This is a genomic window from Nitrospirota bacterium (assembly GCA_030684575.1).
In the GTDB taxonomy this organism is placed as follows: domain Bacteria; phylum Nitrospirota; class Nitrospiria; order Nitrospirales; family Nitrospiraceae; genus Palsa-1315.
In genome coordinates, this window is record JAUXVD010000023.1 from 162,490 (window position 1) to 183,555 (window position 21,066).

17 protein-coding genes are annotated in these 21,066 nt (G+C 55.8%); 6 read left to right on the plus strand and 11 right to left on the minus strand.

What is annotated here, in order from left to right; genetic code table 11:
* The first annotated feature begins 6 nt into the window (after positions 1-6).
* Complete coding sequence (locus Q8N00_17600) at positions 7-2,268, plus strand: fused MFS/spermidine synthase (protein MDP2384600.1); 2,262 nt, start codon at positions 7-9, stop codon at positions 2,266-2,268.
* Between the two features lie 464 nt (positions 2,269-2,732).
* Here the strand turns inward: Q8N00_17600 and Q8N00_17605 are convergent, their stop codons facing one another.
* The 4 genes from Q8N00_17605 to Q8N00_17620 form a co-directional block, all read right to left on the minus strand.
* Positions 2,733-3,050 (minus strand): hypothetical protein, encoded by a 318-nt coding sequence (locus Q8N00_17605; protein ID MDP2384601.1) that lies wholly within the window; start codon positions 3,048-3,050, stop codon positions 2,733-2,735.
* 320 nt (positions 3,051-3,370) lie between these two features.
* Entirely contained in the window at positions 3,371-4,357 is a 987-nt protein-coding gene (locus tag Q8N00_17610) for a zinc-dependent peptidase (GenBank protein ID MDP2384602.1), read from the minus strand.
* A 223-nt stretch (positions 4,358-4,580) separates the two neighbouring features.
* The gene (locus Q8N00_17615) at positions 4,581-5,699 is read right to left on the minus strand and encodes a DNA alkylation repair protein (GenBank protein MDP2384603.1); all 1,119 of its coding nucleotides are present in this window, start codon (positions 5,697-5,699) and stop codon (positions 4,581-4,583) included.
* A 491-nt stretch (positions 5,700-6,190) separates the two neighbouring features.
* Positions 6,191-7,126, minus strand: coding sequence for a hypothetical protein (locus Q8N00_17620; GenBank protein MDP2384604.1), 936 nt, complete (start codon positions 7,124-7,126; stop codon positions 6,191-6,193).
* Positions 7,127-7,489: 363 nt separating this feature from the next.
* Here Q8N00_17620 and Q8N00_17625 point away from each other — a divergent pair, with 363 nt between their 5' ends.
* Together Q8N00_17625 and Q8N00_17630 are read left to right on the plus strand one after the other, a co-directional pair.
* Positions 7,490-8,110, plus strand: a complete 621-nt coding sequence (locus tag Q8N00_17625; protein ID MDP2384605.1) for a hypothetical protein — start codon at positions 7,490-7,492, stop codon at positions 8,108-8,110.
* Complete coding sequence (locus tag Q8N00_17630) at positions 8,107-8,862, plus strand: hypothetical protein (protein MDP2384606.1); 756 nt, start codon at positions 8,107-8,109, stop codon at positions 8,860-8,862. Before Q8N00_17625 ends, Q8N00_17630 begins: the two co-directional genes overlap by 4 nt.
* 323 nt (positions 8,863-9,185) lie before the next feature.
* Here Q8N00_17630 and Q8N00_17635 read toward each other — a convergent pair whose 3' ends face one another.
* From Q8N00_17635 to Q8N00_17650, 4 genes are all read right to left on the minus strand, one after another.
* Positions 9,186-9,965 carry a TIM44-like domain-containing protein gene (locus Q8N00_17635; GenBank protein ID MDP2384607.1) on the minus strand — a complete coding sequence of 260 codons (780 nt, stop codon included), beginning with the start codon at positions 9,963-9,965 and terminating at the stop codon, positions 9,186-9,188.
* 388 nt (positions 9,966-10,353) lie between these two features.
* The gene (locus Q8N00_17640; protein MDP2384608.1) at positions 10,354-11,160 is read right to left on the minus strand and encodes a hypothetical protein; all 807 of its coding nucleotides are present in this window, start codon (positions 11,158-11,160) and stop codon (positions 10,354-10,356) included.
* A 304-nt stretch (positions 11,161-11,464) separates the two neighbouring features.
* Positions 11,465-12,991 (minus strand): vanadium-dependent haloperoxidase, encoded by a 1,527-nt coding sequence (locus Q8N00_17645; protein ID MDP2384609.1) that lies wholly within the window; start codon positions 12,989-12,991, stop codon positions 11,465-11,467.
* Between the two features lie 545 nt (positions 12,992-13,536).
* The gene (locus Q8N00_17650) at positions 13,537-14,040 is read right to left on the minus strand and encodes a polymer-forming cytoskeletal protein (GenBank protein ID MDP2384610.1); all 504 of its coding nucleotides are present in this window, start codon (positions 14,038-14,040) and stop codon (positions 13,537-13,539) included.
* A 607-nt stretch (positions 14,041-14,647) separates the two neighbouring features.
* On the opposite strand from Q8N00_17650, the gene Q8N00_17655 reads away from it, so the two are divergent.
* From Q8N00_17655 to Q8N00_17665, 3 genes are all read left to right on the plus strand, one after another.
* Positions 14,648-15,334 (plus strand): ABC transporter substrate-binding protein, encoded by a 687-nt coding sequence (locus Q8N00_17655; protein ID MDP2384611.1) that lies wholly within the window; start codon positions 14,648-14,650, stop codon positions 15,332-15,334.
* Positions 15,335-15,579: 245 nt separating this feature from the next.
* Positions 15,580-16,011 carry a hypothetical protein gene (locus tag Q8N00_17660; GenBank protein MDP2384612.1) on the plus strand — a complete coding sequence of 144 codons (432 nt, stop codon included), beginning with the start codon at positions 15,580-15,582 and terminating at the stop codon, positions 16,009-16,011.
* Positions 16,012-16,666: 655 nt separating this feature from the next.
* Positions 16,667-18,331: a heme peroxidase family protein gene (locus tag Q8N00_17665; GenBank protein ID MDP2384613.1), complete on the plus strand. Its 1,665-nt coding sequence runs from the start codon at positions 16,667-16,669 to the stop codon at positions 18,329-18,331.
* A 226-nt stretch (positions 18,332-18,557) separates the two neighbouring features.
* On the opposite strand, the gene Q8N00_17670 is transcribed toward Q8N00_17665, so the two are convergent.
* The 3 genes from Q8N00_17670 to Q8N00_17680 are packed head-to-tail and all read right to left on the minus strand — an operon-like array spanning position 18,558 to position 20,730.
* Positions 18,558-19,562 carry a diguanylate cyclase gene (locus Q8N00_17670; GenBank protein MDP2384614.1) on the minus strand — a complete coding sequence of 335 codons (1,005 nt, stop codon included), beginning with the start codon at positions 19,560-19,562 and terminating at the stop codon, positions 18,558-18,560.
* Positions 19,559-20,398 carry an HDOD domain-containing protein gene (locus Q8N00_17675; GenBank protein MDP2384615.1) on the minus strand — a complete coding sequence of 280 codons (840 nt, stop codon included), beginning with the start codon at positions 20,396-20,398 and terminating at the stop codon, positions 19,559-19,561. The genes Q8N00_17670 and Q8N00_17675 overlap by 4 nt, the downstream gene beginning before the upstream one ends.
* Complete coding sequence (locus Q8N00_17680; GenBank protein MDP2384616.1) at positions 20,395-20,730, minus strand: hypothetical protein; 336 nt, start codon at positions 20,728-20,730, stop codon at positions 20,395-20,397. Before Q8N00_17680 ends, Q8N00_17675 begins: the two co-directional genes overlap by 4 nt.
* Between the last annotated feature and the right edge of the window lie 336 nt (positions 20,731-21,066).

The following is a 21,066-nucleotide window of genomic DNA, read 5'->3' on the forward strand; positions in this document are numbered from 1 at the left end:
GATGACATGGCAATCGTGTGGTCGGTGACGGTTTTTCTGAGCGCCTTCTTGCTGTTCTTAGTGCAGCCGATGATGGCGAAGATGATCCTCCCGATGTTGGGGGGCACCCCGGCTGTGTGGAACACCTGCATGTTGTTCTATCAGGCGACCCTGTTGGCCGGGTATGGTTACGTCCATCTCCTGAGCTCGCGTGTGGACCCTCGACGCCAGCTCGTCATTCATCTTGCCTTGCTGGCCCTGCCGTTGCTGCTGTTGCCGATCGGCCTGCCTGCCGGCTGGACTCCTCCGGATGAGACGAATCCTGTGTTCTGGGTGCTCCTGCTCCTGACGGTCGCCATTGGTCTGCCGTTTTTTGTGCTGTCCACCACGGCGCCCCTGCTGCAGAAATGGTTTTCCTGGACGGATCATCGGTCAGCGAAGGACCCGTACTTTCTCTATGCCGCGAGTAATGCCGGCAGTATGCTGGGACTGCTCAGCTATCCATTTGTGATCGAGCCGTGGCTCCCTCTGAGAGGCGCCGATCAACTGACGCAGACGCTGCTCTGGAGCTTCGGATACGGCGCACTGGTTCTGCTCATCCTCGTCTGCGCATGGTTCGTGAGATCTACACACAAGAGCCGGGGAACGGAGGCGGCGGCCGATATGGGCCAGCAGGCCATAGCTCCGCTCTCCCCTGTATCGACGGGCCTGCTCGTGCGATGGGTCCTGCTGGCCTTTATTCCTTCCAGCATGCTTCTCGGCGCGACCACCCATATCACCCTCAACGTCGCGGCGATCCCGTTGCTGTGGGTCGTTCCACTCTCGCTCTATCTGCTGAGTTTCATCATTGTGTTTGCCAAATGGCCGGCGGCCAATCACCGGGCCATGGTGCTTGTCCTCCCGTTGGTCCTGCTACTCATGGCCTTTGACATGATGCCCAACGCACCAGCCTTGTCCTATTGGATGAAACTCTTCCTTCCTCTCGCGGGATTGGGAGTGGTGGCCATGGTCTGTCATGGCGAGCTGGCGAGAACCAGGCCGCCGACGGACCGGCTCACGTTGTTTTATCTCCTCATGTCTGTCGGTGGCGCGCTCGGCGGCCTCTTCAATGCGCTGATCGCCCCGGTGGTCTTCACGGACATTTATGAGTACGAGATCGTCATGGTGCTCGCCTGTTTCATCCTGCCGTCCTTACTGGAGAAGGATCCGCTCTGGACTGCCCGATGGTCTCCGTACCGTTGGTCTGTCGGGAAAGGACAGGCGGGAGATTGGGCCTGGGTGCTGGGTGTGGCGCTCGTGACCGGCCTCTTTATGTGGTTCATTCGCCCGTTGAAGGACCCGGCATTCCTGTTGGTGATGGTCTGCACAGGCCTGCCATTCTTGCTTTGCTATGCCGCGGTAGGAAGGCCCGTTCGCCTGGGGCTCAGTCTCGCAGCGGTCCTGGTGATGGCGAATACGGTCAGCGCCTGGTTCGGGGCCCCGGTGCTGTATCAAACTCGCACGTTCTTCGGTGTCTTAAAGGTCGAATATACAAAGGAGAACAACACGCGCCAGTTGGTGCATGGCACGACCAATCATGGAATCCAGCGTGTCGAACCGGAGTTCCGGCGTGAGTCCGTAAGCTATTTTCATCCGACCGGTCCCTATGGGCAGGTGTTTGCGGCCTTCAGCGGGTCGAAGGCCAAGAAGAATATCGCCGTGACAGGGTTGGGTATCGCGGCCTTGGCGAATTACTGCGAGCAGGGACAATCCTTAACCTATTACGAGATCGATCCCGCGGTCGTGACGATCGCGCAAGACCCCCAGCTCTTTACCTATTACGACGATGCGACGGCACGAGGGGTGGCCCTGCGCGTGGTGGTCGGCGACGCGCGGCTGAAGATGGAGGACGCGCCGGATGCCGGCTATGACATGATCATCATGGACGCCTTTACCTCCGATGCGATTCCGGTTCATCTCCTCACCCGCGAAGCCATGGAGATGTATCTGCGAAAGCTGGCTCCTGGTGGACTCCTGGTCACGCACATCTCGAACCGGTACCTGGCTCTTGAGCCGGTGTTGGGCAATCTTGCGGAAGCGCTCGGGCTTGTGGCGCTGAAGCAATTCGATTTCGCGAACGGGGTACCCTTCAAGTCCGGAGCCGATCTGGTCGTGATGGCGAGGGAAGTTGAGGCGCTAGGGCCGCTCGCGACGGACCCCCGGTGGTCGCCAGTGGACAGGGTCCCGTCTGTCGGGACCTGGTCTGACGATTTCTCTAACGTGGTGAGCATCATCAAGTGGGGGATCTAACAGGATCCTGAAGAAGTCCGTCAGCGGCGTTCTCGCGTCGATCAAAGGCTGATGATCTTCTGTGCTCGCGCAAGGCTTGTCTGTCTGGTTGGCTGGATTTTCTGGTCTGTCTAGTTCTTCTGGATGAATGTGCAGTCCTCCCAAGCAAACAAACCAGAGAGACGCGATAGACCATCCCTGCGTCTCGCTCGACCCGCCAGTCTTGCACGTCTCACGTCACCGTCAGTGGACATGCGCAGTGGGAGACCACACCAGCCGTCTCGCTCGTGATCACGCTTCCCGATTAAAGGGGAGAGGGGTAACGAGCTAGCTGGGTGGGAACATTGATAACAGCATATCCTGTTCGCATCGATCAGATGAAACTGTTGCAAACCGCATAGAATCCCCTTAGAACTCGGCAACCTGACGAACGTTGATTCCATGCGTGATCGGTGCAGAGCCATGGGATGTTGTCAGGCGAGGTGTTAGAGCCTTGGCACGCGATGTTTGTAATGGGCGGTTTGAAGAGATTCATGTAAAGGTGGTTGGCTGAGTTGCTCTCGCTCCCATTCGGTCAGCACTTGGTGGAACGCCTTCTCCGTAACGACCTGGTGATCCCGGAAATAACGATAGCGCTGTTGGTGCTCAGTATCGAATCGAGTCACGTTGACTTGGTCCACGGCGAAGTCCGTGCGTTGCTCCAGTCCTTCAAAGTAGTGTTGTGCCAGAAATATGGCGCAGATTGATGAGAGGCTCACCATGAGGCTCGGGATCTTGGCGGCGACATGACTCTTCAGTTCCATGATCTGGTTCTCCAGGTACCTTGTAACTATAGCGCAGGGTTCGACGTTCGGCCTCCTGTCCTCAGCGGGCTATCTGTCTATTGCAGTTGCCACCCAAACGACTCCGTTACTACAGCTTGTTGCCGTGGCTTGGCCCAACGGTTAAAGGCAGAGCCTACATCGAGTCACCTCAGACGAAGAAGCCGCAAGAGGAGAAGGGTCGACTGGCCGTCCTCCTGCTCGCGCAACGCGGATGGGCTGGTCTGTCTGGTTTTTCGGGATGAATATTCAGTCCCCCCAACCAAACTAACCAGATAGACGGGATAGATCAGATGCGCCAGCTAGCTGCGCTTCGCCTGTCCTGCGCGGCAGCAATGTTTGTATTTTTTGCCGCTGCCGCAGGGGCAGGGCGCGTTGCGGCGGACTCCCTGACGACGCCGGGGCACCAACGAAAGCAGCGTACTCGTGTCCTGGTGAAACATACCGCGCAGCATGGCATACAGGGCGGGATCCCGGCGTTTCAACAGCTCCGGCGAGGTGAAGAAATACTCGGCCAGGACGGCGAAGTATTCGTGTTCGTTGGTATAGGCATAGTCGCTGACGTGGTCGTGATGCTTCGAAGGACGATCCAGTTCCCGGGCCACGTAGCGCACCCATTGCCGGACCACCATCCAGGGCACCTCAGGCGGGAGCCCATACTCGTTCGCCCCTCGCTCGACTAGATGTGCAAACTCGTGTACTCCAACATTTTTCGCGTCATCCTGATTGGCGAATCCTGCCAGGAGTGCCGGTTTGGAGAGAATCATCACCCCGCTTAAATGGTGCAGCCCGACCATCCCGAGAATGTGCTCATCGGGCCCCCCATGGCTCTGGTAGGCGTCGTCGAAGGCATCCGGGTAGATCAGCACCTCACGCAGTCGATGGTATTCCCAGTCGTGGAAGCCGAAGATCGGAATCGCCGCACTGGCCGCCACCAGCACCCGAGTCGTCTCATCCACCTCCGTGCGAATACCCGTAATCAGGATCTCGTCGAGAAAAATCTGCACCAGGTGCCGGAATCGCGTCTTCTTCGCATCGTTCAACGCCACGAAGAAGACGACATGCGTGCGGAGAATCTGTTCCCACTCGTCAGGAAAGGGTTGCTGCATCACGGTCACCCGCCGGAGATAGCGCCGCCGCACCCACCAGTAACTGAACGGAATCAGTGCCAGCAGGAACCAGAGCAGGGGGGCAAGCCAGACCACCAGGCCCGCAGCCCAGGCGACCAGGCCGGCGACGATGAGCGCCTGCCGCAGATTCCGGCTATTCATCTCCTGAGTCACGATCATCGAGGTCTCCAGCGTGAGGGGATTTTCTGCATCAGAATTCTACTCCGAACGAACAGACGAGGGAGATCAGTATGGCAGCGACAGAGGCAAGAGCATAGGGCGTAGAGAGGCGGTCTATCTGGTGCGAGGTCTGTCTTGTCTTTCTTGTTCACCGACGAGACAAACCAGATAGACCAGATGAACCAGACAGACCAGACCCTTCTCTGCACGACGCAGGGACCGATCACCGCGCGAGCAGTTCGAACGTGCCGAGGGGTGTGGCGCGGCCGTTGAGCAGGAGGTCCACCCGGTGCTGTCCCGGATAATGTGTGCGGGTGGTCATGGGCTTGAGGGACACAGTCTTCTTGAGTGAGAGGCTCGCGCGCGGGGCAAGTTCGACCAGCTTGAGCTTGAACACTTTCGGTGTCGTTGAGCCGTTGGCTTTCACGAAATGAATTCTGAAATCGACCATCACTCGCTGTGGTGTCGATTGGGCGTTTTTGAGTTCGACTGCCACAGTCACCGACTGGCCCACTCGCACCAGGCTTGGCGTGATGGAGTTCTGTCGCAGGACCACGTTCGCTTCATGTCCGGCACCCAACACGTGCAACGCACCTGGCTCACCCCGCTTCACGGCAGAGCGTAAGGCATGGCGGATCAACCAGCGCCGCTCCTCCGTCGCGTTCCGCATCCACTTCTTGGCGGTCTCTGCGAGCAAGGCCGGATGGTCCTTCCCGATGTCGTTCAGATTATTCGCCACCGATCGGCGCACATAGAGGTCCGGGTCGTCTTTCAGCAAGTCGAGCAGGGCCAGCACCGGTTGCGGGTCTGCCTGAAACTCTCGCAAGCGCGGGGCCCAGGGCAACCGCGGCCTCGTCCCTTCCGAGACCAGTCGGCGCACGTCGGGACTGGGATCGGTCGCCCATTGGGTCAGTCGCGCCAACGTGGCCTCTCGATGACGCTCCAGAAAGGGGCGGATGCTGAACTCGGCGGTAAAGCGCTGCGTCAATTCATACTGCGCCCGCATCGAGGGTTCGAAATGGTCGAGCCCATATTCCTGTACGAACATGGTGTGCGGCATATAGAAGAAGGGGGCCATCCCTCCGTTGCCTGTTTGCTTCGGGACGTCGGGACCGAGCGAGGCCAGGAGGATTTCGATGGCCTCTTCGTAGTCATCCGGAAGATGTTGGCGCAACGCCCGTGCGATGTGCCGCCCGCGGGGCATGAGCTCCAGCGAGTCATAACTCTTTAGAGCGGTACGAAGAAACTGAGCCTTGGGAAAGGCGGGATAGACCACGACGATCATCTCGGCAATGGTGCGGGGAATATTGGCGCCGAAATGATTCTTGAGCGGTTCTGCCATGGGGTGAGTCCTTTGAGTGATGCCGGAACAAACGGTCGGGAGATTGTACTGATGCAGGAAGGTTTGGTCTATGCCGGTGTTGAGAGCGAATGGCCGATGGACGATAGCTGATGGCAAGAAATTTAGGAAGGGATGGAGGCTGATGATCTTCTTTGCTCGCGCAACGCGCGCCCTCAGACGGATGAGAGGGAAGCGGCCAGGTGCGCTCTTTACTCGCAGAACGCGCACGATAAAACTGTGCTTGTCCGATGCGCGCAGTCGAGGGCAACCTTGGCCACTCCCCTAAAAAAGATGTGGTGAAAGTGAGGAGGTCCTCGTTGGACGCGAGCAATCGAGGATCGACCAGGCTACCCTTGAAAATACAGTAGAAGATTGAGAGGGCACGCGCAGTGGGAGGCCATCTAACCTGCCTTCAGGTGAGATGGTTGATATAGGAGCGATGGATATTCCCCCGAGAAAATACTCCCGACCCATTTTCTGGCTCTGTGTGTTCAGTCTGCGAGTTGCGTGATGTGCCAAAGGTGATCATGCTCTATTTCAAGTACCCCCATGTGACCCATGGGATCACAGAAAGAAATAAGCCTACAGCCTGTCTCGTCGTGACGGAGGAAACAGTCGTAGTAGCCTTGCAGCATGGTGCTATTCGTAGACGGCTTGTAGGGGTCGTCATTAGAAAGTGATCCATTGATGGTGGCAACACGTCGAAACGGAATAGCTATTGGATCTCTAAGTAGATGAGGATCGCGAGTGCCTTTCAATCCATCCTGGTCGAGGCTTCTCCAAATGCTTTGGCCGTGGATGGTAAAGTATTGTTTAATGTCCCCAGCCAATACTCCAGCTAGTCTTGCGATAGAGGATAGTGGGTGTGTTGCCTGCCCTCCAAAGTAGATGGATTTGTCTACGCCTGCAAAAGTAGCGTACTCTTTGTACATATCAATATGTTTTCTGCATATCTTTTCAATAAAGGACAGGTCATTTCTTCGGTCCCAAAATAGTGCGGCGGTGTAATTATTAACTTGCGCGTGCCGAGCAATAGGTAAGATGGCGTACCCTAGGAACTGTTCCATTAAGACTTCGGTGGATGCGGTATTTTTCTCGCTTGTTGGGGTGGTGTAATGCTTTCCCGCCTCGGTCGTTCGCATAATTTCCTGAGCGACTCCTGTTTCAGATGAAAAGAATCCATAACATTGGACTTCGTTTGTGCAGAGGGACTTTATGAATAGAGTTCTTGCTTCTCGATTTTCCTGAACATTCCTGTACTTGAAATCAGCTTTGCCGACGACAGAGCCTATCTCCTTAGCAGCGGTCGCCAGCAAGCCCAGCTTTCCCTCAGGTAAGAGAATCGCTCCGACACCAAAACCCACTCCGCCTTTCTCTGTTGGACGGCTACCTCCAGTTTCGTCAATAATCACAAGGAGCTTGTTCATTTTATTTCCGCATATATTCTCTTGAAGTGCACCGTGCCAGATAAGTGCACCTCAAGATTTTGCTGTACTTAACGATGGCTTGCCATTAGTGATTTCGGCATTGACCTAGAGAAATGGGCAAGGGATTCGTGTGCTGCGCCTATGAATCCAAAAGTAGGTTGGTTATATATGCCAGTCACCGTGCTATGAGTAGCCCTGATCCGGGAGGCTGACCGTTGTTTATTTAAAAAAATAATGGGTTGTACCATGAAACGGAAGTCATCAAGAGTCAGGAGCACTACAGAGTGTATTGACGTGCGAGTCGAGCCACTATATATTGTGTGATCGTAAGATTCGGCTAAACATTAACCAAGAGGTCTGGTTATGGGTAAGGAAGATAAGGGCAAAGTAAGAATGACCGTGATCCACTTCGAAACTGAGTCTGACAATGCCACACTCCAAGAAAACATCCGTGCAATAGCAGGAACTTTAGCACGGGCACTTGCCCCTCAGCAAAGAGTTCCCGCCACCACAGTTCAATTGTCCTCCCCCAACCAAAATGTGGCAGTTACGGCAGAAGAAGATCAACAAGCTGATGTTTTAGATGATGGTGTTATTGAACGCACTAGTTTATCCGGAGTAAAGAAACAGAATGGAGTTCGTTACCGACGGACGCCGCAGCCGGTAGAGGTTGATCTGTCCAAAGCCCCAATGCCTCTTAAGGAATTTATTGAAGAGAAAAATCCTGAAGGAGAGAATAAGAGATATCTGGCAATAATGTATTGGTTTAAGAAGTACAGAAGTATCGAGAGTGTCACAATGGATCATGCCTATACAGGGTATAGGCATATGGGATGGCAGGTGCCTGCTGACGCAGGACAGCCCTTTCGAAATATGAAATCAAAGCAGTATGGATGGGTTGGTTCTTCAGGAAAGGGTGCTTTTACAATCAACCATCTCGGGGAGAATCAAGTTGAGAAGATGGGGAAATCGATAGCGAAGTGACGCTAGAAGACTTGCTAAATGGAATAGATGGCTTTCCTGATTGGAGTCACGCTGACAAGATAAGATTCTTCGCTTGGTTTATTCATTCTAAGGAAGAGAAAGACCGTTTCAGCCCGACTGATATTCGCGCTTGCTATGATAGTCTCTCGTTAGAACAGCCTAGCAATGTTAATTCATACATTGACAAGATGTTTGCCCGAAGGCCTAGAGAGGTTTTGCGTGACGGCCAAGGCTATGCCTTGGAAAAACGTTTGCGAGATGAATTGGAGAAGAAATACGGGAGCCGTCCGGCAACAACTCAGGTAGATAGGTTATTGCTTGATTTGCCATCTAAAATTCCTGATCTTGCTGAGCGCATTTTCCTTGAAGAGACGATTCTTTGTTTCCGTTGCAAGGCCTATCGAGCAACTATAGTCATGGCTTGGAACTTGGCTTTTGACCATCTGTGTAACCATATTTTTAGTGAAGCGCGCCGTATTGACGCTTTTAATCTACAGTTGCCGAAGTCATTTCCGAAGGCACGCATAGGAGCCGTTGCGGCCAAGGATGATTTCGGTGAGTTGAAAGAAAGTGAGGTGCTTCAGGTAGCCCGTTCGGCAAACCTGATTAGCAGTGACCTAAACGTAGTGCTGAAAGAAAAACTTGCAAAGCGTAACACTGCCGCCCATCCGTCAAGTATTGCCATAGCCCCTCACACTGCCGAGGAATACGTTATTGACCTAATCAATAATGCTGTTCTGAAACTGACGTAGTTTTGACAGGAATAGCGTATCGTGTAAGGCAAAGGTCCTAATTTATTATTGAAATATCAGCATGGCCTATTCAGTCGTGCGCGCGTCCAACGAGGGGAGTCCGCGACCGCGCGTTGAGCGAGCATAGGGAATTGCCAGGCCAGTCTTCTTTTTCCCCCGCCACATATTATTTAGGGGTGCGGCCAAGGTTGCCTTCGACTCGCGCATCGGACGAGCACATTCTGATTGTGCGCGTACCGCGAGCAGGAGGACGGCCATGCTACCCTTCTCCTCCCACGCGTTCCGCGAGCACAGGAGATCTTCAGGCTTCATCCCTTCCTCTGTTACTGCTGGATTGCCGAGAGGAGCCACTTTCCATCAGAGGATTGCGTGAAGGTCCAGGCTTCGCCTGATTCGGTGGGTTTCTCTTTGCTGCCCTCGACGACATAGCCCGGTTCTCCCCGTTGCTTCGTCAGGGAGAGGTTGTAGTCACGGGCACTCCAGCGCAGTCCCGCCGTGACGTATGGCGTGCCCTGCTCGGTCCAGGCTTCCAGGATTTCGGCACGGAGGAGGACCACATCCTCCACATGGTTCTGGATGTCCTGGCTGGTATTGTCTGCCAGGGCGGCGCTGAAGTAATTCAGCATCTCCGGCGTGACGAACTGCCGCAGCTCGTCCATGTCCTGTTTGCTCCAGGCCCGTTGCACGTCGGTGAGGAGTTGTTGGAAGGCGGCCTTGTCGGCGGAGGTGATGCTCTCAATCGGTACGGTCTGTCTCTTGGTGACGGATCGCCTTGTCGAGATCTTGTCGACGGAGGGGTCGCGGCCAGTGACCCCGGAAAAATCCGGGAGGGAGGGTCGTTGGATTTTGAGATAGTACAACACGACTGCGGCCCCCAGGAACAGGAGCATCAGCAGAATCCCGCCGGAGCCTGGTCCTCCGCTGGTGGTACGGGGTTCGGTCGCAGGCGCATCGCCATCGCTGCTCTGCGCGCTGCTCTCCGTTGCGCCGAAGAGCATAGGGCCGATCCATGAGCCGCCCTTCGCACCCGTAAGGGATACGTTCTGGGCTCCGAGGAGAGACATCAGAATGATGCACGCGGTAATGATCGTCGTTCTATTCAAGCCAAGCTCCTTGTTGTGAATCTCGCGGACCAGTCAAATACTCGCATATTCTGGGAGCCCTGGTCCTCGGAAAACGTACGGGCCAATGAGTATCGGCGGTCTTTCCTGACCACCTCTTGCGACGCCACTGCATGCCGGGCTTTTCTACTATCGGCATAACGAAGAAACAGAGACATTCTACGTTTCCCTCGGTAGCTGGTCTATCTGGTCTATTTCGTTGGTTTGGTTTTTCTGGTTGATCTCGTTTGTTTGGTTGATAGGACTAACATTCAATCAGATGAACTAGTGAAACCAGATAGACCAAACAGACGAACCCCTGGATGCGAGGTGTCTTTCACGAGGAACGTGCACACGGCGGTTTCCGACCGATCGCTCTGAATCGTGCAGGCTAGCGTGTGGAGATGATGAGGCTGTTGTTTTCGACCCGGACGGATTCAATCTGAGGTGGAAGCTGGAATTTGTCTCGGTTTAAGGGCGAGTCGAACAGTTGATGGACGACGCTGTCGAGGGTGGTGGATGGAATGGGTAATGAGCCAAGTTTCCCGGAAGTCGGTTGGAGTCTGATGTAGCCCCCTTCGGTGGTGAGGGTGCCATCGAGTTGCAGGGAGATCTCTTTTCCATAGATGACAAAGAGGGCATAGGCCCGGAGTTGATTGCCCATGAGGTTCATCCGGACATCTTTCAATGCCGATTGCACTTCTTGGATGTCCGGTTCGCGCCCTGTTGGCACCGGGATGCCGGCTTCTTGTGCTTGATGGGTCGAGGCGATGGCGAGATTGTCTCGCATCCACTGATTCAATTCTGCTTCGTTCAAGGTGAACGAGTGAGGCTGGTTTGTCTTCAGGGCCATTTGTAGCTGGGCCATCTTTTCTGCCACGCGTTCGGCCGCCTGGGGATCGGTGTGGATCTGGAGCGGCGGTGTCTGGCGGAGAATGAGCAGCAGGATGCCGACTGAGAATGTGAGTGAGATCCAAGGGAGTATGCGGAAGACACGAGACAGCAATCCAAGAGTTGAAGGGTGGGTTGTGGCCTCAGTGCCGGAAAATGGTCGCTCCCCGGCGACCGGGGCCGATGGTTTGATCTTGGAGAAGACGACTCCACAACGTAAACATTCCAGGCTCTCTTCCTGTTCGAACCGGCACTTGGGGCAGGTGAGGGCTGTTCCGCTCGATGCGGTTGAAGATTGCAGTCGCATGAGACGACTGTAGTTCAGAGCCCCGAAGAGCGCAAAGAATAGTGCGAAATGGGCGGCCCCTTTGTTTCGCTCTGTCTGTCTTGCCTGTTCTTGTTCGCCGATTTGATGGAGCAGAGAGCTGAGATGAATCAGAGAGACCAGGGGAACCAGATCTCAGTGCCGCGCCGCGAAAAGTTGGATGATAAGATCTGTCCCCGCATGGTGGTCTGAAGATTTGAAGGCGGGGTATAGGCTGCCGATATAAAGAGAGGGGGCCGGATTGCCCAGGCCCCCTCTCCCGACGGTTCACACGATGACGTGCTAACTACTTGTCCTCTACCTGATCCTCAGCCTCATCTTCCTTGTTAGATCGGCCGCTCTCATCGAACGGCGTTCCTATCGTCCCGTTAAAGTACGCGGTGGCTTTCCGCAAGGCCTGACGGCCGATCTTCCTGCCCATCTTTCGAGCTTGAAGGTCGCCATCAATAAAGTGGATGCCCCCGAAGCGGCGTGAAATTCCTGCTTCATTTGCCGCATCACTGAACTTTTTCCACGACAGCGTGATGTCATTCGCCGGCACCAACCCTGGCTCAACGCGAGACGACCCTGCAGGGATCGTCACTGAGAAACCAAAATGATCGCTGCCAGTGAACCCCTTCAACACACGAGCCGCTGAGGTGCTAAAGATACTGTGGCCGGACACGTACTCCGCAAACGGAGGAGTGACGAAAGTCGTTGCTTGATAGGGCTGCCATGCCGCACCGTCAATCAGGCGCGTACCCAACCCAGGCCCCGCCCAGGCCTTTACTTGTTGTCCGGCAAAAAGGAAATGAATCGCCGATACCGGCCTGACATAGTCAAACACCCGCTTCGCATGCCACGACGACACACTCGCATCGAGGACGGCGTTTGTCATGGCGAAGAACATCTTCACATCCTGATCCAAGGTGTGGTGATCGCGACGGGACACAAACTGCGCACACAATGCCCAATGGCCAGGAGGCAGTTCTGAGCTAGGTCCGTCCGCCCAATATTCGGCAATGACCTTCTCACGGTCCGTCAAGTTCGCGCTGTAGGCGAGTACCTGTTTGGCCTGCTTGAGGTATTGCGCCGACTCTTGGGGGTAGAAATTGGGGTCTTTGGGAGAGAACTGATCTGCCGATCGCAGCGCGAACGGCACGACCTTCCCCCAATGTGGCGCAATGAACTTTTGCGTCACAAATCCTCCCTGCCCATTGCTGATTCGCAATGGCTGCCATCGATTGGGATCGTTGATGTGATCAGGATCGTTCACAGGCACATATCCCGTGTAATCGGCATAGGGGCCCGGCGCCAGATCGCCCAATTGGTTGGACCCATCATGATGACGGAAGGCCAACACCGCTTGGCAGGCTACATTTCCAACCCCCGAAGCCGTGTGTGTATCTGTCGATCGGTCAGTCGGATCGAACCCCATCTCCGCCATCACGAGGTCGAATTTGGCCTGCTCGGTTGGGAACAGATCGACGAGGGCCCGATAGGCAGCAAAGCTCACCGCTTTTTTCTTGTTGGCTTCGGTACGTTCTGCAACCGGCTGGCGAAGTGTCTTTCCGAGTTGCGTGCCAACAGCCAGGGCGTCGTAGGGAGCCCAAGCGTCATAGATACAGGTGTGTGTCACGGCGAGCATCCGCGCCACGATCGGCGGTCCCGGATGCGTATCGCGAATTGCCTGCAGCGTCACATCGTTCCATCTGACGATCACCGTATCCGCAGCCTGTGCCGCGGCATCTGCAGCTTGCGCCACGGACATCGACCCGAGGGCCCATAAACCCGCACTGAATATGGCAACGACTTGATACGACCATTTCCTCATGTGCCATCCCTTCATGAAAACTATAAATAACAGGGGTCACATCAGCGAAATCCATGCGCAACGAGCACGAAAATATCGCAATGCCCATGCCACTCATAGCGAAATACTGATTGCTATAACAGGTGAGAAAGCAACAACTGTGCCTCTCGATGATTCAGTAAACGTTGAGCAACATCAGTCACCTGGCTCTCCACCCCGTGATGCCGGTATGTAGGAATATGTAGAAGAGGGGAGTCAGCCTACACTGACAATGCGGAGGTGAAGCAGTAGAACCGCTTCGTGGAACGACGCCAACTGATCAATCTGGTGGTTCGAGCGTACTTGCCATCTCCCAGGGATGATGGCGGATTTATCTAGCCTGTTTCGTGGGTCTGGTTGTTATGGTTGATCTCGTTTGTTTGGTTGTTGAACCAGAGAAACCTGCCGTGCTCGTGACGCGAGCACAGAAGATCATCAGCCTCCATCCCGTAGTTCGTCGCTCACGAGACAGGCTTCACGAGAAACGGGACGTCGTAGGGGCGCTGCTGTGGGTAGGGAACGATGGATCAGTGAACGAGTTCGTCTGTCTCAACGTTGTGCGCGAGCTGCTTGTAGTCCGATTCCCGTTCCGCAAGGCGGAGGCCTGCGTTGTTGTGCCGGATGGCCTGGCTGGGTATCCCGTTGCTGTGCTGGGAGGATTCTTCGGCCTTAGGGCTGTGGCCCATGTCTGCGAAGCCTTTGAAATAGGCTCCGTCTTCGATTGAGAAGGCCGGGGTATGGACGTCGCCGATCTGCACGGCGGTCTTGAGAAGTTGGACTTTGTCGACCGCGGCCACGGTGCCTTGAATCTTCCCGCTGCTGAGTAACGTGCCGACCGAGACGGTCCCCCGGATCTCCGCATGTTCGCCGACGACGAGCACTCCCGTGGTGTGAATCTCGCCTTCCACGCATCCGTCGAGTTGGACGGTGCCTTCAAAATAGACAATGCCTTTGAACGTGACGTCTTTGCCCAGGACGGTAAAATTCTCGGCATCGCTCTGCTTATTCTTCGGTTTCTTGGTGTCCCACATGGTGATGCTCCTTGATGATTTCGAATGACGGCTTGTGACGGATATCGGATATGTAATACGGACTGAATGAGCAACAGTCGTGCCTTCAGCCGATTCGAAAAATCTTCAACAACATCAGTGGTCTGACTCGTCCCAGCGCGAGGTCTGTATGTAGGAACCTGTAGGGGAGGAGAGTCAGTTCGCAGGCAAGAGGCTGGTGTGGAGCAGGCGATAGCGTTTCTTCTTAGGCCAGCTTTGAGGTCACAATGTGTGACCGTAAACCGTTCATTACGTCTTTCACGATCTGTGGGCCTAGTTCCATTGACGCGAGATCTGCTGGCCTGGCCAAACGGAGAAACCATGGAAACCAGCTCTCTATTTCCTCCAGACACTGAAGCGTTTGGGCGACAGCAAGGTTCGTTTGTGCGCCTTCTGCCACAGTGCCCAATAGCCCCCAGTACCTGTCTTTAGTAAGGTGCTCCTCTCGGCTAGCTCTATGTGCATGGCTTTGTTGGTCTTTTCCCATTCTGACCAGGGAGACTTCTCGGTGTAGCTGTCCAGCATAGGTCTTGCTGTATGTCACTGGGCAGAGACTGGTACATGCCGACAGGATTGAGGAGGGCATCACATGGAACAGATATTAGACACAGCCGTCAGTCAGGGTTCTCGCAGTGTCGAATCGAGCAAGGGCTTAGGGTGGGCGGCGATCACCGGGATAGTGGCGCTCCTGACGCTGCCCTGCACTGGTGCGTTGGCTGCTGAGCTGACCCCGACGGAATCGGTGAAGAGCACGATCGCTGAAGTGGTTCGTATCCTCGATAATGCGGAGGTGAAACAGCCAAGCCGCTCCTTGGAACGACGTCACATGATCGAGCAGGTGGTGCGGGATCGTGTGAGTTATGAAGACATGGCGAAACGAGCGCTGGGGGTACCCTGGACAGACTTGACGGATAATGAACGGCGTGAATTCGTCGATCTCTTCGTGCAACTGCTCCGAGACACGTTTGCCGGCAGGATCGATTCGTATGCGGGCGAGCAGGTGGTCTATCTGTCCGAACAGCGCGAGGAGCAGTTCGCCGAAGTGAAGACGCGGTTGGCGGGACACAAGATGGATACGCTCCTCGATTTCCGGTTGGCGAACCGGTTCGGCAATTGGCTCGTCTACGATGTGGTCATCGATGGGGCGAGCATTGTTGGAAATTACCATGCGCAGTTCACCAGCATTATCCGCGACCTCACCTATGCCGGGTTGGTGAAACGGATGAAAGAGAAGACACTCGTCGCCAAAGCGTTTGAAGTGACCGCGGCGCACTAGTCGATAGAGGTCCGATCTGAACCTACGTCTTTCCCCCCATCACTCCTTGCGTGCTTGTACTTCCACAAGGGATGGGGGTTGATTGATCTTTCACTGCGCGCGTCGAACGAGCACATTCTTATCGTGCGCGTTCCGCGAGCACAGAAGATCATCAGCCTCCATCCCATCCCCCCCCCATTTCGTAGGATAGCGGTTCGTTCTGCCATGCTCGTATCCTGTGCCCTATGGCCGACAGGAACCAACCCATGGCATGGCGAACGATTCTCCGAGGAGTCGCCATTGTGTATGGCACCACCTTTGTGGCGGGGCTGGTGTTTGCCTTCAACGGGATCACGCCCCAGACCGATCACATTGGTTTCCCTCTGCTCGCGCTGCTCACAGGGGCGGTTGGTGTGGCGATCGCCCTCAGGGTCGCTGACACGACGAAGCTGTCGTATCTCCTGGCCATTGGAGTCGGTGTCTGGCTGCTCAATTTGACCAGTGTCTTGCTCGACGCACAGTCCTTGAGCAGTTGGGTCAATAGCAGTGGCTTCATCGCGACGACGGTCATCCTCGGCCGACTCTTGCTCGGCGTCAGCCTGGAAACTGTCCCAACTCCCACCCTCTCCTATTCACCCATTAGCCGGAAGAGCGACTCAGACTTGCGGAAGCGCCGGACAAGGTTCTCTCGCTTCTAGCAGGGCGCCTCCTCGCACCTTGAGTTCTAACTCCACGTGCAACATGACACGCCCGGATGGGCTGCGTTGTTGCCACGCGAGCGAGATCCTCTAGATACCAGAGTGCCGAAAGAACGAGAAACCTTTAGTCTGGGGCTGGCCCGCGGCCACTCGTACCGTACCCGACCACTGGGAAGGCGACCTGATCAAGGTGGCCCGTAATGGCTTGGCTCGTCGGCACCCTGGCAGAGCGGACCACCTGCCTGGTCATCCTGGCCAGAATAACCGGAACGGATGCGCGGAGTGCCCGCGCTGCTGCGCCATCATTCACCCGTTGCACTTGGAACGTGAAACCACTCGCCCAAACATGTTGCACTTGGTGTTTGTGTGCAGCCTAGTTATATCGATGGATGCCTCGTTTTTCTCCTGCAGTTCTCTGCCTACAGTCATTCATGTCCTGGATTAGTCCCTTGACTGACATGAAGGGGTTGGATTACGTAGGTCTATGAAAAACAACGAGCGGTAGTTTTGCCTTCGCAAGAGCCTACGCGGCATGCCAGTTGCTCATCTGTTGCTCAATAATAGCGAGAACAACTATTTGAATCCTAAACCGTCCTGCTCTCTGAGATTGCCGCTGCGGTTGAGTGGGGGGTAGAGGGACTACATGGAGGGTCTGATGTCACGAAGGACACGCGCACTCATTTCGATGGGTGCTTTGGGGATGATCTCCTGTTCGGCGTTGTTTGCCGTTCCAGGGGTTGCGGTTTCAGGTGATGAGCGGAGGGATGTCCGTGGAGATGGGGGGAACAATGTCCATGTGACGGCTCCTGTAAAATTATCGAGGCCGGACGATGTCTATGTGCGAATGTTCTCCGGATTGCCGGCCTTCGCTCCTGCATCCGATGAGATGCGCGAGCGGGCGAAGCAGCTGGGGGCAAAGGGCGGGTTGCTGGACCCATCGGATCTTCTGACGGACCCGATCCAGTCGATCTTGAATCCCGCGGTGTTCAGTCCCAACAATCCGGATAATCCCAACATGACGGCCGGCATGACTTTCATCGGGCAATTCCTCGATCACGATATCACGTTGGATTTGAAGTCTCCGTTGCTGCAACCAACCGATCCGCGGCGGACGACGAACTTCCGCACGGCGGCGTTCGATCTCGACAGCCTCTATGGGGACGGGCCGAAGGATTCGCCCCAGCTGTACGATCAACGTTCCGTTGATATCAAGTTTCGCGTGGAGGTTATCCCTGGGTCGGAGGCGGTCTCCCGTAAGGGGGCCGTGCGTTATGACCTGCCGCGCGATGCCAATAATAATGCCATTATCGGCGACAGCCGGAACGATGAACACGTGATCCTCAGCCAGTTTCATCTGGCGATGCTGCGGTTTCATAACGCGGTGGTCGACCACCTGCGCGCCAAGCCAGCCCTTGCCGGGGCCTCGCCCGAACGTATCTTTGACATGGCGCAGCGCCTCGTCCGGTGGCACTATCAATGGATTGTGTTGAACGAGTTTCTGCCAGTGACCATTGGGCAGGAACGTGTGACAGATATTCTCCGGAAGGGCCCGCGTTTCTATAACGTGGATGACACGGTCTCATCTCAGCGCTTTCGGAATACACGCCGAGATATCATGATCCCCATCGAGTTTGCTGTTGCCGCCTATCGATTCGGCCATTCGCAGGTGCGACCGAGTTATCGCCTGAACTTCGGTTCGGACAGCGGCGCGCCATTTTTTGCGTTCATCTTCGACGATTCCATCGACCCGAACGAGCTTGACCCCAATGACCTTCGAGGCGGAAAACGGGCTCCACGCCGATTTGTCGATTGGCAGACCTTCTTCAACTTCGGTGATGGAAACTTCAGGCCGAACAAGAAGATCGATACCAAGCTGTCCACGGTCCTCATGCAGTTGCCTGGCTCCCGTGGGCCCGCGCCTGGCCTGCCGTCAGACGGGGTGCAATCGCTGGCCTCCCGTAATCTGATGCGGCACGTCAATTTCGGTATCCCCTCGGGCCAGGCGATTGCGAGGGTCTTGGGTGTGCCGGCTCTGTCCCCGGCACAGCTCGCGGACGTGCAGCCATTTGGCATGGACCGAAGCACGCCGCTCTGGTACTACATTTTGAAGGAGGCGGAAGTCATGGAAGGTGGGCTTCGTCTCGGACCGGTCGGGGGACAGATTGTCGGAGAGGTCTTCGTGGGGCTGCTCAAAGCCGATCGCACCTCCTACCTGGCGACGGAGCGGGATTGGAAGCCGGTGTTGCCATCCGCCACACCGGGAGAGTTTCACATCACAGACTTGCTCACATTTGCCGGCGTGGTTCCGCCGCTGAACTAGCTCACGAATCCCTGACCTGAGTGCGTTCTAGGGTGCCGCAGATATTGGGGGCCGGTCGCAACGACCGGCCCCCGTCGTGGGACGGTTCGGCCCTCTTTTCAGTCTTACAGACTGACAGGTTGATGCGTGTGGTTCAGGAGTGATCGATTGCTTCTCCTGCTGTCGGTGGGCTTACTCAGTCTACTGAGTGATATGACCCCGACATTTCTCATCATCAGTATTTCCGTTACTCGTGCACAGATGAATCGTTCTGCTCGGCCGGCTGTGGGCTTGCAGTGGCAGCATCGCTGGCCAGGCCGCGCTGGTCTTTGACGTAGACGCTGCCCTTCAGCGCCTTGGCGCGCTTCTTCAGTTCGGAAGCGATCTTACTCACATCTCCGGGATGTGTAATGGGACAGCGTTCGTTGGTCACGACGGCGATCGAGAGACTCATCATCGGAAATTGCTCTTTGTTGCCTCGCCGATCGATGGAATCGATATAGCCCTTGAGGCGATCGTCACGGTCGTAGAAATCAGGGATCACCAGATCGAAGCGTTTGATGACGGTTTGGCAGATGGCGTCGATGCGGTCTGGCCGGCTCATGAACACAAAGTCGTCTCCCCCGACATGTCCGACAAATCCTTCTGCGCCGGCGAGTTCTCCCACCACCGTCGAGAGGATGCGGCAGGCGACGATGAGGACTTCGTCTCCACGGCCATAGCCGTAGCGGTCGTTGAAGGATTTGAAATTGTCGATATCGACGTAGGCCAAGGCGAAGGGTTGACCGCTCTGAATTCTGGCGGTGGTTTCGAACAGGATGGTGGTATTGCCTGAAAGCCGGGTGAGGGGGTTGGCATCGAGCGAACGGGTCAGGCGGCTCAGGCAGAGGCGCACACGGTGCACCACGTCTTCAGGGCGATAGGGGATGGTGATGAAATCGTCGACTCCCAATTCACCCCAGTCGATATCGTTGAGTCGGCTGTCCCGGACGAAGAGGATCAACGGCAGTCGCCCGAGGAAGGCATCGTGCTTGAGGTTTCGCGTGAGTGTTTCCGCCGAATGGCCCCCGGCTCCTTCTGTCGCCAGGATGAGACAGGGAGGATCGTGCACGAGTTCGTGCAGCGCGAGGTCCGGGAGGTTTCCTTCCACGACTTGGAAGCCGGCTTTCTCCAAGGCCGAGGTTAAGGTGACGATAGGGGCAAGTTCATTGTGCAGGAGGAGAATGCGCCGTCCTGGTAGGGATGGGTTCATAGATAATCGTCGATGGTGGCAAATTCGCTCGAGGCCTTGGCGATATAGTCCGCCAACGTCTGTTCGTCGAGGCCGACTATGTCCCAGGCTGCTTTCGAGAGCGGCGGGATGAGGTCATCCCCCGGGTTGCCGCAAGCCAGGCCTTTGACCAGGATATCGGCTATATGGACGATGGCCGTTTGCACCGTGGCTTCCTTGGCGAGCGTCGGCGCATGGTGGTAGAGGATCGGCTCGCGGAGCGTGACCGGTAGATGCCAGGCATTGGCCAGGTAGCCGCCGATCTCTGCATGTGAGAGGCCCGTGAGTTCCTTCTCCACGTCGAAGAGTGAGCGGTCGCCTCCTGCTTTGTAGGCCTTTTTGATCTGGTCTCCGACATCGGCCCATTTGACGTAGAGGACGACTTTTCCGATGTCGTGTAGCAGGCCTGCGACAAACAGTTCTTCGGGGTTTTTGATCTCCAGTCTGGCTGCCAGGAGGTTGGCCGTGATGGCCACACCCAGGGAATGACGCCACAACTGATCCATGCCGGCGTCTTTCATGATATTGAGCGCCGAGGCGCAGAGGGTGAGTCCCTTCACGACGTTGAATCCCAGGACGATGACCGCATGGGCCACCGAACTGATGCGGGAGGGGAATCCATAAAACGGTGAATTGGCAAGCCGCAGGACTTTGGCCGCGAGGACTTGATCTTTTTCGATGATCGAGCCGATCTCCTCGGTCGACACCGTCGGGCTGCCGATCATGGCGGCAAGCCGCTGTACGACATGGGGGAGCGTCGGCAGGTCTCCGAGTTTTTCGATCCGGTTGCGCAGGTCTGTCGGATTGAATGTGGTCATACTGTCGCAGGCCCCTCTGTCACTGGCGTGGTGCTACGCGTGGCATGTAAATGTGTCCGGAGACTGTTGAGGATGAGCTGCTGGACAGGATCTTTCGTGACATGCCGGAACCGATGATCGAGTTCAGCCTCCAGCTCCGTCAGCGTTTTTCCGCCGGCTCCCCCTGCATCGCCCTCCACATAGACCGAGGTCGTTCCCATCCGTTGGAGCCGCTCGATCATGGACGCATCGAGTCTGGTTCCGACTGCCACGATGGGCAGTCCGTTGGCATTGGTCACGGGTTTGACCAGGATCATATCCGGCAAGAGTTCTTCAATGACCACTCGTTTCATCGTATGTGAATTCCTGAGATGTATTTGTCTGTGCGCCACCTGCCGAGTCATCTGAATAGACGCATCGGGCAGCGCAAGGCTGTCGCTCGTCCTTCTCTTATCGGACGACCGGCATCATTTCTAAAGGTTCATTCCCCTTCTTCTCCGTTGATACGGTCGGCAGGGGTAGCACTGTCGCCATTACGGGGATTTAAGGTTGCTGGTGCGGGTATGCGACTGTGGCTGAAGGGACTTACATGGGCAACGCGATGGTCTGGATGAAGTGTTTTCCGGGAGTGATCTATTCAGACTGCGAATGGGGCAAAGCTCAGATTGCGAGTCTAATCTTCAACGGGG

What these genes read in the sequence shown, in the direction of transcription:
- Q8N00_17610 (MDP2384602.1), bottom strand. Translation starts at nt 4,357, where the DNA reads ATGATCGTGACTCAGGAGATGAATAGCCGGAATCTGCGGCAGGCGCTC.
- Q8N00_17665 (MDP2384613.1), top strand. Translation starts at nt 16,667, where the DNA reads ATGTCACGAAGGACACGCGCACTCATTTCGATGGGTGCTTTGGGGATG.
- Q8N00_17655 (MDP2384611.1), top strand. Translation starts at nt 14,648, where the DNA reads ATGGAACAGATATTAGACACAGCCGTCAGTCAGGGTTCTCGCAGTGTC.
- Q8N00_17615 (MDP2384603.1), bottom strand. Translation starts at nt 5,699, where the DNA reads ATGGCAGAACCGCTCAAGAATCATTTCGGCGCCAATATTCCCCGCACC.
- Q8N00_17640 (MDP2384608.1), bottom strand. Translation starts at nt 11,160, where the DNA reads ATGCGACTGCAATCTTCAACCGCATCGAGCGGAACAGCCCTCACCTGC.
- Q8N00_17620 (MDP2384604.1), bottom strand. Translation starts at nt 7,126, where the DNA reads ATGAACAAGCTCCTTGTGATTATTGACGAAACTGGAGGTAGCCGTCCA.
- Q8N00_17650 (MDP2384610.1), bottom strand. Translation starts at nt 14,040, where the DNA reads ATGTGGGACACCAAGAAACCGAAGAATAAGCAGAGCGATGCCGAGAAT.
- Q8N00_17680 (MDP2384616.1), bottom strand. Translation starts at nt 20,730, where the DNA reads ATGAAACGAGTGGTCATTGAAGAACTCTTGCCGGATATGATCCTGGTC.
- Q8N00_17675 (MDP2384615.1), bottom strand. Translation starts at nt 20,398, where the DNA reads ATGACCACATTCAATCCGACAGACCTGCGCAACCGGATCGAAAAACTC.
- Q8N00_17645 (MDP2384609.1), bottom strand. Translation starts at nt 12,991, where the DNA reads ATGAGGAAATGGTCGTATCAAGTCGTTGCCATATTCAGTGCGGGTTTA.
- Q8N00_17625 (MDP2384605.1), top strand. Translation starts at nt 7,490, where the DNA reads ATGGGTAAGGAAGATAAGGGCAAAGTAAGAATGACCGTGATCCACTTC.
- Q8N00_17605 (MDP2384601.1), bottom strand. Translation starts at nt 3,050, where the DNA reads ATGGAACTGAAGAGTCATGTCGCCGCCAAGATCCCGAGCCTCATGGTG.
- Q8N00_17660 (MDP2384612.1), top strand. Translation starts at nt 15,580, where the DNA reads ATGGCATGGCGAACGATTCTCCGAGGAGTCGCCATTGTGTATGGCACC.
- Q8N00_17670 (MDP2384614.1), bottom strand. Translation starts at nt 19,562, where the DNA reads ATGAACCCATCCCTACCAGGACGGCGCATTCTCCTCCTGCACAATGAA.
- Q8N00_17600 (MDP2384600.1), top strand. Translation starts at nt 7, where the DNA reads ATGGCAATCGTGTGGTCGGTGACGGTTTTTCTGAGCGCCTTCTTGCTG.